Origin of the sequence: Aeromicrobium massiliense JC14, from assembly GCF_000312105.1 — a bacterium.
In the GTDB taxonomy this organism is placed as follows: Bacteria; Actinomycetota; Actinomycetes; order Propionibacteriales; family Nocardioidaceae; genus Aeromicrobium; species Aeromicrobium massiliense.
This window is the reverse complement of sequence record NZ_HE978637.1, coordinates 590,680-603,159: the sequence shown is the minus strand read 5'-3', so window position 1 is coordinate 603,159 and position 12,480 is coordinate 590,680. Positions and strand designations below refer to the sequence as shown.

General features: G+C 72.5%; 12 protein-coding genes. 2 read left to right on the top strand and 10 right to left on the bottom strand.

The window, feature by feature from the left end:
* Nucleotides 1-25: 25 nt before the first annotated feature.
* The 4 genes from infB to rimP form a co-directional block, all read right to left on the bottom strand.
* Complete coding sequence (gene infB / locus HGAM_RS10210; protein WP_019145389.1) at nucleotides 26-2,851, bottom strand: translation initiation factor IF-2; 2,826 nt, start codon at nucleotides 2,849-2,851, stop codon at nucleotides 26-28.
* 139 nt (nucleotides 2,852-2,990) lie between these two features.
* Complete coding sequence (locus tag HGAM_RS18765) at nucleotides 2,991-3,272, bottom strand: YlxR family protein (RefSeq protein WP_020691682.1); 282 nt, start codon at nucleotides 3,270-3,272, stop codon at nucleotides 2,991-2,993.
* A gap of 29 nt (nucleotides 3,273-3,301) precedes the next feature.
* Entirely contained in the window at nucleotides 3,302-4,372 is a 1,071-nt protein-coding gene (gene nusA, locus HGAM_RS18760) for a transcription termination factor NusA (protein WP_019145387.1), read from the bottom strand.
* Between the two features lie 4 nt (nucleotides 4,373-4,376).
* A complete protein-coding gene (gene rimP / locus HGAM_RS10195; RefSeq protein ID WP_019145386.1) occupies nucleotides 4,377-4,823 on the bottom strand; it encodes a ribosome maturation factor RimP in 447 nt (148 codons plus the stop codon).
* 90 nt (nucleotides 4,824-4,913) lie between these two features.
* On the opposite strand from rimP, the gene HGAM_RS20630 reads away from it, so the two are divergent.
* Nucleotides 4,914-5,339, top strand: coding sequence for a hypothetical protein (locus HGAM_RS20630; protein ID WP_019145385.1), 426 nt, complete (start codon nucleotides 4,914-4,916; stop codon nucleotides 5,337-5,339).
* Nucleotides 5,336-5,746 carry a ferritin-like domain-containing protein gene (locus tag HGAM_RS20625; RefSeq protein ID WP_019145384.1) on the top strand — a complete coding sequence of 137 codons (411 nt, stop codon included), beginning with the start codon at nucleotides 5,336-5,338 and terminating at the stop codon, nucleotides 5,744-5,746. The genes HGAM_RS20630 and HGAM_RS20625 overlap by 4 nt, the downstream gene beginning before the upstream one ends.
* 10 nt (nucleotides 5,747-5,756) lie before the next feature.
* Here HGAM_RS20625 and HGAM_RS10180 read toward each other — a convergent pair whose 3' ends face one another.
* The 6 genes from HGAM_RS10180 to dxr all read right to left on the bottom strand — a co-directional run bounded on the left by HGAM_RS10180 (nucleotide 5,757) and on the right by dxr (nucleotide 12,477).
* Entirely contained in the window at nucleotides 5,757-7,499 is a 1,743-nt protein-coding gene (locus HGAM_RS10180; protein ID WP_019145383.1) for a proline--tRNA ligase, read from the bottom strand.
* 44 nt (nucleotides 7,500-7,543) lie between these two features.
* Nucleotides 7,544-7,909 carry a DoxX family protein gene (locus tag HGAM_RS10175; RefSeq protein WP_019145382.1) on the bottom strand — a complete coding sequence of 122 codons (366 nt, stop codon included), beginning with the start codon at nucleotides 7,907-7,909 and terminating at the stop codon, nucleotides 7,544-7,546.
* An 18-nt stretch (nucleotides 7,910-7,927) separates the two neighbouring features.
* A complete protein-coding gene (locus HGAM_RS10170; protein WP_020691684.1) occupies nucleotides 7,928-8,767 on the bottom strand; it encodes a GNAT family N-acetyltransferase in 840 nt (279 codons plus the stop codon).
* Nucleotides 8,768-8,831: 64 nt separating this feature from the next.
* Complete coding sequence (gene ispG, locus HGAM_RS10165) at nucleotides 8,832-9,983, bottom strand: flavodoxin-dependent (E)-4-hydroxy-3-methylbut-2-enyl-diphosphate synthase (protein WP_019145380.1); 1,152 nt, start codon at nucleotides 9,981-9,983, stop codon at nucleotides 8,832-8,834.
* Entirely contained in the window at nucleotides 9,980-11,278 is a 1,299-nt protein-coding gene (locus HGAM_RS10160) for a M50 family metallopeptidase (protein WP_038951722.1), read from the bottom strand. The genes ispG and HGAM_RS10160 overlap by 4 nt, the downstream gene beginning before the upstream one ends.
* Nucleotides 11,275-12,477 carry a 1-deoxy-D-xylulose-5-phosphate reductoisomerase gene (gene dxr, locus HGAM_RS10155; RefSeq protein WP_019145378.1) on the bottom strand — a complete coding sequence of 401 codons (1,203 nt, stop codon included), beginning with the start codon at nucleotides 12,475-12,477 and terminating at the stop codon, nucleotides 11,275-11,277. The genes HGAM_RS10160 and dxr overlap by 4 nt, the downstream gene beginning before the upstream one ends.
* Nucleotides 12,478-12,480: the final 3 nt, after the last annotated feature.

Below are 12,480 nucleotides of genomic sequence, written 5' to 3'. Positions count from 1 at the left end.
CCGGGCCGACATGGTCGTGCGACGGTCAGTCGCGCGGCTTCTCGCGCATCTCGAACGTCTCGATGACGTCGCCGATCTTGATGTCGTTGAAGCCTCGCAGGACGATGCCGCACTCGAAGCCCTCGCGGACCTCGCTGACGTCGTCCTTCTCGCGGCGCAGGCTCGCGAGGTCGAGGTTGTCGGCCACCACGGCTCCGTCGCGCAGCAGGCGAGCCTTGCTGTTGCGGCGGATCGTGCCGGACTGGACCATGCAGCCGGCGATGTTGCCGATCTTGGACGAGCGGAAGATGTCGCGGATCTCCGCCGTGCCCAGCTGGGCCTCCTCGAACTCGGGCTTGAGCATGCCCTTGAGCGCCGCCTCGATCTCCTCGATCGCCTGGTAGATGATCGAGTAGTAGCGGATGTCGACGCCCTCGCGGTCGGCCAGCTCGGTGGCCTTGCCCTGCGGTCGCACGTTGAAGCCGATGATGACGGCGTTCGACGCGGCGGCCAGGTCGACGTTGGTCTCGGTGATCGCACCGACACCGCGGTCGATGACCCGCAGCGCGACGTCCTCGCCGACGTCGATCTGGGCCAGCGAGTCCTCCAGCGCCTCGACGGCACCGGAGCTGTCGCCCTTGAGGATGAGCAGCAACTCGTCGGTCTCGCCCTTCTCCATCGAGGACATGAAGTCCTCGAGGGTGCGACGGCCGCTGCGCTTGGCCAGCGTGGCGTTGCGCTCGCGGGCCTCCCGCTTCTCGGCGATCTGACGGGCCAGACGGTCGTCCTCGACCACCATGAAGTTGTCACCGGCACCGGGCACGGCCGTCAGGCCGAGCACCAGGGCAGGACGCGACGGGGTCGCCTCCTCGATGTTGGCTCCGTGCTCGTCGAGCATCGCGCGGACGCGGCCGAAGGCCGGACCGGCGACGAGCGAGTCACCGACGCGCAGCGTGCCGCGCTGGACCAGCACCGTGGCGACCGGGCCGCGACCGCGGTCCAGGTGCGCCTCGATGGCGACGCCCTCGGCGTGCTGGTGCGGGTTGGCCCGCAGGTCCAGCGACGCGTCGGCGGTCAGGATGATCGCCTCGAGCAGTCCCTCGATGTTCGTGCCCGAGCGGGCCGAGACGTCGACGAACATCGTGTCGCCGCCGTACTCCTCGGGGACCAGGCCGTACTCGGTCAGCTGACCGCGGGCCTTGGTCGGGTCGGCGTCGGGCTTGTCGATCTTGTTGACCGCGACGACGATCGGCACACCGGCGGCCTTGGCGTGGTTGAGCGCCTCGACCGTCTGCGGCATGACGCCGTCGTCGGCCGCGACCACCAGCACCGCGATGTCGGTGGACTGGGCACCACGGGCACGCATGGCGGTGAACGCCTCGTGACCGGGGGTGTCGATGAACGTGATCGGACGCTCGTTGCCGTCGACCTCGGTCGTGACCTGGTAGGCGCCGATGGCCTGGGTGATGCCGCCGGCCTCCTTCGCGACCACGTTCGTGCTGCGGATCGCGTCCAGCAGCTTGGTCTTGCCGTGGTCGACGTGACCCATGACCGTGACGACCGGCGGACGCGCCTCGAGGTCCTCCTCGGAGCCCTCGTCCTCGCCGAAGCCGAGGCTGAAGGACTCGAGCAGCTCGCGGTCCTCGTCCTCGGGCGAGACGACCTGGACGTCGTAGTTCAGTTCCTCGCCGAGGATCTGCAGCGTCTCGTCGTTGACCGACTGGGTCGCGGTGACCATCTCGCCCAGGTGGAACAACACCTGGACCAGGGACGCCGCGTCGACGCCGATCTTCTCGGCGAAGTCGGTCAGCGAGGCGCCGCGCGCCATGCGCACGATCTCGCCGTTGCCCTTCCGGACGCGGACGCCGCCGATGGCGGGCGCCTGCATCTGGTCGAACTCTTGACGCTTCGCGCGCTTGCTCTTGCGTCCGCGACGGGCCGGGCCGCCGGGGCGACCGAAGGCGCCCTGCGTGCCACCACGTCCACCGGGACGGTTGCCACCGCCGCCGGGACGACCGGCGAAGCCACCGGGCGCGCCGCCACCGGGACGACCGGCACCGGCGAAGCCGCCGCCGCCGCCACCACCGGGACGACCGCCGCCGGCGCCGCCGCCGGGACGGCCACCGGGTCCACCGGGACCACGGCCGCCGGGGCCGGGACGACCGCCGGGACCACCCGGGCCGCGACCGGCCGGGCCGGGACGCTGGAGACCGGACTGCTTGGGCATCATCGCCGGGTTGGGACGCGGCATGCCCGGGCGCGGCGCCGCGGCGCCACCACCCTGACCACCCTCACGGGCGGCCGGCGGACGCGGCGGGCGCTCCTGCTGCATGCCCTGCTTCGACGAGAACGGGTTGTTGCCCGGACGGGCGCCGGGGCGACCCGGACCGGGGCGCGGGCCGGGAGCCGCAGGACGCGGGCCGGGGGTGCGCGGCGGGGTCGGGGCGCTCGGCGCGGCCGACTCGGGGGCCTCCGGCGGGGCAGCCGGAGCCGGGTTCGGGGCGGCCGGACCGGGGACCGGACCACGCGGCTTGGCCGGAGCCGCGGGGGCCTCGGCGGCCGGAGCAGCCGGTGCCTCGGCAGCGGGGGCCTCGGGAGCCGGGGCGGCGGGCGCCTCGGCAGCCGGAGCCTTGGGACCGGGCTTGGGCGCCGCCTTGTCGGCGGGCTTGGCGGCCGCCTTCTTGGCGCCGCCCTTCTTCGCGCCCTGGGCGCGCAGCGCGTCGCCGTGCTCCTCGGTGAGGCGGCGGACGACCGGCGCCTCGATCGTGGACGAGGCGGACTTCACGTACTCGCCCATGTCCTTGAGGGTGGACAGGACGACCTTGCTCTCAACACCGAACTCGCGGGCGAGCTCGTGGACTCTGACAGCCACTCTTCTCCTTCAGGGGGCCCACACCCTGAAGGGCGCAGACCACTAGTTGTCGTACAGGCTCATCGGAAAGAACTCATCGAGTGCTCATGAGCGAGTGCTCCGATTTCGTCTCGGGGGCCCTGGGTGGGCCCCGCCGGGTTTACGTGGGTCGTGCGGGTGGTGCGTGCCCTGCGCCGGGTGCCAGCTGCTCGACGACCGAGGTCAGGTCGAGCGTGCCGGCGACACGCAGGGCCCGGCCGAACGCCTTGCGACGCTGGGCCAGCTCCAGGCATCCGGGATCGGGGTGCAGGTGCGCCCCTCGGCCCGGAAGTCGGCCGTCGCGGTCGAGGACCACCGTCACCGGCGAGTCCCCCGTCGCGACGACGCGTACCAGGGTGGATTTCTCCGCTCGCTCTCGACAGCCGATGCACGTGCGGATCACCAACGACGAGTCTAGCGGCTCCTTGGTCGTCACGCGCCGCCGGGCGCGCCGGGACGACCGGACGCGGTGCCACCGGCGGGCGCCGACGGTTGGTCACCGCGCGGGTCGGTGTCGGAGCGGATGTCGATGCGCCACCCGGTCAGACGCGCGGCGAGCCGGGCGTTCTGGCCCTCCTTGCCGATCGCGAGCGACAGCTGGAAGTCGGGCACGACGACGCGCGCGGCCTTCGCCGTGGGGTCGACGAGCGTGACGCTCTTCACCTGCGACGGCGACAGCGCGTGGGCGATGAAGTCGGCCGGGTCGTCGCTGTGGTCGACGATGTCGATCTTCTCGCCGTGCAGCTCGCTCATGACGTTGCGGACACGCTGGCCCATCGGGCCGATGCAGGCGCCCTTGGCATTGACGCCCTGGGCGCGCGAGCGGACGGCGATCTTGCTGCGGTGGCCGGCCTCGCGGGCGATCTCGACGATCTCGACGGTGCCGTCGGCGATCTCGGGCACCTCGAGCTCGAACAGCTTCTTGACCAGGCCGGGGTGGGTGCGCGAGACGCGGACGCGGGGGCCGCGCATGCCCTTCTCGACCGAGTAGACGTACGCCTTGACCCGCTCGCCGTGGCTGTACGTCTCGCCGGGGACGCGCTCGGTCGCCGGCAGGAGCGCCTCGAGCCGGCCCAGGTTGATCAGGACGTCCTGCGGGTCGCGGCCCTGCTGGACGACGCCGGAGACGATGTCGCCGACCTTGCCGGAGAACTCGCCGAACTTCTGCTCGTCCTCGGCGTCGCGCAGCCGCTGCATGATCAGCTGGCGCGCGACGGTGGCCGCGTAGCGGCCGAAGTCCTTCGGCGTGTCGTCGAACTCCTCGCTGAAGCGGGGCGCGGGACGCTCCTCGCCCTCGGCCGGCGGCGGGATCTCCAGGCGCTCCTTGGCCCAGACGGTCACGTGGCCGCTCTTGCGGTCCAGCTCGACGCGCGCGTGGGAGTGGGCGTCGCTCGTCTTGTGGTACGCCGAGAGCAGGGCCTGCTCGATGGCCTCGACGACGACGTCGAACGAGATGTCCTTCTCGCGCTCGAGGAGGCGGAGCGCGGCGATGTCGATGTCCATGGTCCTACTTCCGGTTCAGCTCGACCTGGACGAGCGGGTTCGTCAGCTCGTCGTAGGCGTAGCGGGTGGGGGTGCCGCCGACGTCCAGGGTCACGCCCTCGTCGTCGCTCTCGCCGATGCGGCCGACGACCTTGGTTCCCTCGGCCGTGGTGGCCTTGACCAGGCGGCCGGCGTTGCGGCGCCAGTGGCGCGGCAGGCTCAGCGGACGGTCGACGCCGCGCGAGGTGACCTCGAGCGTGTAGGCGCCGTCGCCCATCACGTCGGACTCGTCGAGCTCGCGCGACAGGGCGCGGGTCAGCTCGGCGACGTGGTCGATGGTGATGCCGCCGTCGGTGTCGACGGCCACGCGCAGGATGCGCTGCTTGCCGGCGGGAGCGAGCTCGACCGCCTCGAGGTCGAGGCCCAGGTCGGCCACGCACCTCTCGACGAGGTTCTCGACTGTGTCGGCCATGGGGTCGTCCTCCGTATGTACTTGTCGGTCCGTGTGCGGCCCTTGCGGGTCCGGACCAGCCTACCGGGTCCGGGCCGGTAGCCTGCCACCGTGATCGGACGTCGCGGGGTGATCGTCGGCACGGGCGCCCTCGTGCTCGCCGGCGGTGCCGTCTACGCGGCCGAGCGGGCCGGCGTCCTGGACGACGCGGTGCGCGCCACCGGCGTGGTGCCGGTGCCCCAGCCCGATCGGGGCGACGAGCGCCGGCTCGCCACCGTCCGCACCACCCTCAGCGGCGTGCTGGCCGCGGCCGAGGCCCAGGACTCCCCCGCCGTGGCCGCCCTCGTCCGCCAGCAGCTGGACGCCCTGGGCGGGGCCGACGCCGCCGCCACCGCACCCGTGCCCCGGCTCCAGGTCGCGCTGCAGGACGCCGCGGACCGGGTGGAGTCCGCCTGCCTGGGCGCCGTCTCCCCCGACCTCGCCCAGGTGCTCGCGTCGGCCTCGGCCGGCCTGCTCCAGGCCCGGAGCCTGGCGTGAGCACGACCGACGCCCTCGAGGCCAGCCTGGCGCAGTCGCAGCGCGCGGTCTGGACGTACGGCGTGCTCGGCGCCCGGCTCGACGACCCGCGCCCGGACGACTCGTTCGCGTCGCAGCGGCGCGACCGCGACGACCTGCTGGCCGCGCTGGACGCCCGTGGCACGACGCCGCCCGCGCCCCCGGCGTCCTACGAGCTCGACGTGCCGTCGGACCTCGCCGCGGCGCGGCGTCTGGCCCAGCAGCTCGAGCGCGACTGCGCCGAGGCGGCCGCGGCGCTCGTGCGGGTCACGAGCGGCGACGAGCGGCGGCTCGCGGTGCGGCTGCTGCAGCGGGCAGCGCTGCGCGCGGTGGCGTGGGACGCCGAGCCCCGGCCGTTCCCCGGGCTCGACCGCCCCGACGCGGGCTGACCGCGCCCGGTCAGTCCCGCAGGTGCGCGACGAGCTGGTCGACCGGGACGTCGGTGCGCTCGCCGGTGGCGCGGTCCTTGACCTCGACGACGCCGTCGGCCAGGCCCTTGCCCACCACGACGATGGTCGGGACGCCGATGAGCTCGGCGTCCTTGAACTTCACGCCGGGCGACATCTTCGGGCGGTCGTCGTGCAGCACGTCGAAGCCGGCCGACTCGAGCTCGGCGACGATGCGGTCGCCGCCCTCGAAAAGCTCCGGCGTCTTGCCGGCCACGACCACGTGGACGTCGAACGGCGAGACCTCGCGCGGCCAGATCATGCCGGCGTCGTCGTAGGAGTTCTCGATGATGGCGCCGACCGCACGGGAGACACCCACGCCGTAGGACCCCATCGTGACCGTGACGAGCTTGCCGTTCTCGTCGAGCACCTGCAGGCCGAGGCGCTCGGCGTACTTGCGGCCGAGCTGGAAGATGTGGCCCATCTCGATGCCACGAGCCAGCTCGAGCGGGCCCGAGCCGTCGGGCGCGGGGTCGCCGGCGCGCACCTCGGCGGCCTCGATCGTCCCGTCGGCGGTGAAGTCACGGCCGGCCACGAGGTCGATGACGTGCTTGCCCGGCTCGTTCGCGCCGGTCACCCAGCGGGTGCCGTCGACGACGCGCGGATCGACCACGTACCGGATGCCCGAGGCGTTCTCGGTGCCGAGCACGCCGGGGCCGATGTAGCCCTTGACCAGCGCGGGGTGCTGCGCGAAGTCCTTCTCCTCGAACGGCTCGACCTCGGCCGGGGACACCTGCGTCTCGAGGCGCTTGGCGTCGACCTCGCGGTCGCCGGGGACGCCGACGGCCAGCGGCTCGCGGGTGCCGTCGGGGTGGTGCAGCATCACCAGGACGTTCTTGAGCGTGTCGGCGGCCGTCCAGGGACGGTCGTCGCGCGGGAACGCCTCGTTGAGGTGGTCGACGAGGGTCTGGATCGTCGGGGTGTCGGGGGTGTCCTCGACGTGCGCCGCGGGAGCATCGTCGACGGGCAGCGCGTCGGGCACGACGGTGGTGACCGCCTCGACGTTGGCCGCGTAGCCGCCCGGCGAGCGGACGAAGGTGTCCTCGCCCGTCTCGGCGACGGCGAGGAACTCCTCGCTGGCCGAGCCGCCCATCGCGCCGGAGTCGGCCTGGACGATGACGTACTCGAGCCCGAGCCGGTCGAAGATGCGGACGTACGCCTCGCGGTGCGCCTGGTAGCTCTTCTCCAGGCCCTCGTCGGTGACGTCGAAGGAGTAGGAGTCCTTCATGACGAACTCGCGCCCGCGCAGGATGCCAGCGCGCGGACGCGCCTCGTCGCGGTACTTCGTCTGCACCTGGTACAGGCTCAGCGGCAGGTCCTTGTAGGACGAGTACAGGTCCTTCACCAGGAGCGTGAACATCTCCTCGTGCGTGGGGCCGAGCAGGTAGTCGCCGCCGCGCCGGTCGTGCAGGCGGAACAGGTTGTCGCCGTACTCGGTCCAGCGGTCGGTCGCCTCATAGGGCTCGCGCGGCAGCAGCGCCGGGAAGCGCACCTCCTGCGCGCCGATGGCGTCCATCTCCTCGCGGACGATCTTCTCGACCTTGCCCAGCACCTTCAGGCCCAGCGGCAGCCACGTGTAGATGCCCGGAGCGACGCGCCGGACGAAGCCGGCGCGGACGAGCAGCTTGTGGCTAGGGACCTCCGCGTCGGCGGGGTCGTCACGCAGGGTGCGGAGGAAGAGCTGGGACATGCGCATGGGCTGCACCCTACCGAGCGGCGACCGGCCGCCCGGCCGCGCGGTCAGGCCCGGCCGGCGGCGCGCAGCGCGACGCGGATCATGGGCCACTGCAGCGGCAACCGCAGCATCGTCCCGGCCTTGAACCAGGCCGGCGCCCTGCGGCTGCGCCGGGTGCTCACGGCCATCTGCACGTTGGCCGGGAAGACCGCGACGAGCAGCGCGGCGGACGCGAGGCCACCCACGCGGCGGGTGCGCGGCGCGGCCAGCATCGCGGCGCAGGCCAGCTCGGCCACGCCGGACGCGTGCACGAGCTCGCGCTTGCGCGGCAGCTGCTTGGGGACGATGGACTCGAAGACCTGCGGACGCACGAGGTGGAGCACTCCGGAGACGGTGAACAGGGTGGCGAGACCGGCCAGGGACTTGGGCATGGCCCCGACCCTACGGCGTCACAGCAGGATGGTGGCGAACGTCGTGTGCTGGCGGAACCCGACCCGGTCGTACGTCCGGCGGGCCGGGACGTTGTGGCCGTTGACGTACAGCGTCACGACCGGGGCGATGGTCGCGCGCACCTGCTGGACGACCGCCGCCATCGCCGGCGCGGCGAGGCCCTGCCCGCGCACGTCCGGGTGCACGTAGACGCCCTGCACCTGGCAGACGTCGCCGGCCGCGGCCCCGACCTCGGCCTTGAACAGCACCGTGTCGTCCTCGATGATCGCGAACGACCAGCCCTGCCCGACGAGCTGCGTGACGCGGGCGCGGTAGGCCGAGCCGCTCATGACCTCGGGGTCGACGCCGACCTCCTCGGTGAACATCGCCACCGACGCCGGGTAGAGCACGTCGACCTCGTCCAGCAGCACCCGGCGCACGCGCGGATCGGGGGCCACGAGCCCGTCGTGGTCGATGACCAGGAACGGCTGCTCGTCGCGCACCGAGCGGGCCGGGCCCCACAGCGGCGTCATGCGGGTCCAGAGGTCCATGACCGTCTCGCGCGGTCCCACGATCGACGCGGCCCGCGGCGCGGGCGGCAGGGCGTGCTCGGCGAAGGCGGCCACTGCCTCGGGCGTGGCGTTGAGCGGGACGACGTTGGAGGCGACGTAGCAGGCCGAGACGATGCGCTCGTCCTGGAACCAGCCCCACATGCGCCCACCCATCCAGCGCGGACGCATGCCGGTCACGTCGAGCCGGTGCTGCAGGAAGACGTTGGCGGCGGGGTCGAGGGCGGTCAGCGACCGCACGAGGGGCATCTCCTCGGGCGTCAGCACACGCAGGTTCGTCGTCCCGAGCACCGTCCCCACCTCCCTCGGCGGCCAGCCTATCGACGCGGGGGCGTCACGCTCGTCGGCGACGGCGTCAGGAGACCGAGACCGAGGGCGCGCCGCCGTCGACGGGCTCCATGCCCTCGGCGATGCGCATGGCCTCCTCGATGAGCGTCTCGACGATCTTGCTCTCGGGGACGGTCTTGATGACCTCGCCCTTGACGAAGATCTGGCCCTTGCCGTTGCCCGAGGCGACGCCGAGGTCGGCCTCGCGCGCCTCGCCGGGGCCGTTGACGACGCAACCCATGACGGCGACGCGGAGCGGCACCTCCATGCCCTCGAGGCCGGCGGTCACCTGCTCGGCGAGCGTGTAGACGTCCACCTGGGCGCGACCGCACGACGGGCACGAGACGATCTCGAGCTTGCGCTCGCGCAGGTTGAGCGACTGCAGGATCTGGATGCCGACCTTGACCTCCTCGACCGGCGGGGCGGACAGCGACACGCGGATGGTGTCGCCGATGCCCTTGCCGAGCAGGTAGCCGAAGGCGGTGGCCGACTTGATCGTGCCCTGGAACGCCGGGCCGGCCTCGGTCACGCCGAGGTGGAGCGGCCAGTCGCCGCGCTCGGCGAGCATCTCGTAGGCCTGCGCCATGATCACCGGGTCGTTGTGCTTGACCGAGATCTTGAAGTCGTGGAAGTCGTGCTCCTCGAACAGCGACGCCTCCCAGACGGCCGACTCCACGAGGGCCTCGGGCGTCGCCTTGCCGTACTTCTCGAGCAGACGCTTGTCGAGCGATCCGGCGTTGACGCCGATGCGCAGCGAGACGCCGGCGTCCTTGGCCGCCTTGGCGATCGCGCCGACCTGGTCGTCGAACTTGCGGATGTTGCCCGGGTTCACGCGGACGGCGGCGCAGCCGGCGTCGATCGCGGCGAACACGTACTTGGGCTGGAAGTGGATGTCGGCGATCACGGGGATCTGCGACTTGCGGGCGATGGCCGGCAGGGCGTCCGCGTCGTCCTGGCTCGGGCACGCGACGCGCACGATGTCGCAGCCGGCGGCGGTGAGCTCGGCGATCTGCTGCAGCGTGGAGTTGATGTCGGACGTGAGCGTCGTGGTCATCGACTGCACCGACACGGGGGCGTCGCCGCCGACGTCGACGGACCCGACCTTGATCTTGCGCGAACGGCGTCGCGGGGCCAGCACCGGCGGCGGCGCGGCAGGCATGCCCAGGCTCACGGCGCTCATGTGAGGCTCACCGGGTTGACGATGTCGGCGTAGATCAGGATCACGCTCATGATCATAAGGACCGCACCCACGGCGTAGGCGACGGGAAGCATCTTGGCGACGTCCACGTACCCCGGGTCGGGCCGGCGGAACAGGCGGGCGAACCCACGTCGGACGGCCTCGTAGAGCGCCCCGGCGATGTGCCCGCCGTCCAGCGGCAGCAGCGGCACGAAGTTGAACATGCCCAGGAACAGGTTGACCGAGGCGAGCAGCGTCATGAGCCGCACGGCGCGGTCGGCCCAGGAAGGGTCGTCGTACGTGACCAGCTCGCCGGCCACCCGCCCGGCGCCGACGACGCTCACAGGGCCGTCGTCCTCGCGCTCGGCGCCCAGCGCGGCCTTCACCACGCCGACCATCCGCTGCGGCAGGTCGATGATCGCGTGGACGGTGCCGGCGATCGAGTCGCCCATGACGTCCAGCACGTAGACCGGGCCCTGGCGCTCCTTCTCCAGCGTCGGCGAGACGCCCAGGAAGCCGACCTCGACAGTCTTGTCGGGGTCGTCCAGGTCGGCCCGCGCGAGCACCGTCGTCTCGATGTCGACCGTGCGGGCCTGGCCGTCACGCTCGTAGCCGATCGTCGCCTCGCCCGAGCCGTTGGCGCGGATGCGCTCGCTGAGCTCGTCCCAGCCGTCGACCGGCTCGCCGTCGAACGTGGTGATGACGTCGCCGGGCTGCAGCCCGGCCTTCTTGGCCGGCGTCTCCGGGTCGGCGGAGGTGCACGTGCGGCCGGCCTCGGTGTCGGGGATCGCGCAGGCCGAGACGGTGTTGACGGTCGTGGTCGGCTCGTTGGCCCCGAAGCCCATGAACACGATGGCGAAGAGCACGAACGCGATGGCCAGGTTCACCACCGGGCCGCCGGCCATGACGATGACCTTCTGCCACCACGGGCGGGTGTAGAACAGCCGGCCCTCGTCCTCGGGGCCGATGTGCTCGCGCTCGGCGTCGCGTGCGTCGGCGGCGAGCTGGCTGAACAGGCCGGTGCTCGTGCTGCGCAGCTCGTGCGGGTCCTCGCCCTTGCCGGGCGGGAGCATGCCGACGAGCTTCACGTAGCCGCCGAGCGGGATGGCCTTGAGGCCGTACTCGGTCTCGCCGCGGCGGAACGACCACACGGTGCTGCCGAAGCCGACGAAGAACTGGGTGACCTTCACGCCGAAGCGGCGCGCGGGGATCATGTGGCCGCACTCGTGCAGCGCGATCGAGACGGCGACACCGATCACGAAGATCAGGACGCCGAGGGCGTACACGAGGGCGGTCAACGCTGCTCCACAAGGACTCGGGCGCGCCCGCGGGCCCAGGCGTCGGCCTCCAGGACGGAGTCGAGCGTCAGGTCGCGCGTGGCGCTGTCGGGATCGGTGAGGTGGTCGTCGAGGACGGCGCCCACGGTGTCCACGATGCCAAGGAAGTCCAAGTCGCCGGCCACGAACGCGTCCACGCACACCTCGTTGGCCGCGTTGTAGACCGCCGGGGCGGTCCGCGCGAACTCCCCCGCGCGGCGGGCGAGCCGCACGGCCGGGAAGGCGGCGTCGTCGAGCGGGAAGAACTCCCAGGCGGCTGGCGACGTCCAGTCGCAGCCGCGCGCGGCGCCGGGCAGCCGCGCGGGCCAGGCCAGGCCCAGCGCGATCGGCAGCCGCATGTCCGGCGGCGAGGCCTGCACCATCGTCGAGCCGTCGACGAACTCGACCATCGAGTGGACGATCGACGACGGGTGCACCACGACGTCGATGCGGTCGAAGCCGATGCCGAACAGCAGGTGCGCCTCGATGACCTCGAGCCCCTTGTTGACCAGGGTGGCGGAGTTGATCGTGATGACCGGCCCCATGTCCCAGGTCGGGTGCGCCGCGGCCTGCTCGGGCGTGACGTCGACGAGCTGCTCGCGCGTGCGTCCGCGGAACGGACCGCCGCTGGCGGTGACCAGCAGCCGCTTCACGTCCTCGACGCGCTCACCGCGCAGCGCCTGCGCGATCGCCGAGTGCTCGGAGTCGACCGGCACGAGCTGGCCGGGCTTCGCCGCACCGGTGACCAGCTCGCCGCCGATGATCAGCGACTCCTTGTTGGCCAGCGCGAGCGTCGCCCCGGTCTCGAGCGCGGCGAGCGTCGGCAGCAGGCCCACGGCCCCGGTCATGCCGTTGAGCACGACGTCCGCCGGGGTTCGCACGGCCTCGACCGCCGCCTGCGGGCCGGCGACGATGCGCGGCAGGCGGACGTCGCCCTCGGACCAGCCGCGGCGCTGGGCATCCGCGTACAGCGCCAGCTGCACGTCCTGCACCGCGGTGGTGCGGGCCACGGCGACGAGCGGCACCTCGTGGTCCAGCGCCTGGCGCGCGAGCAGCGCCGGGTCGGAGCCGCCGGCCGCGAGGGCCACCACCTCGAACCGGTCGGGGTTGGCCGAGATCACGTCGAGGGCCTGGGTACCGATCGAGCCGGTGGAACCGAGAAGGGCGACACGCTTGCGCATGTC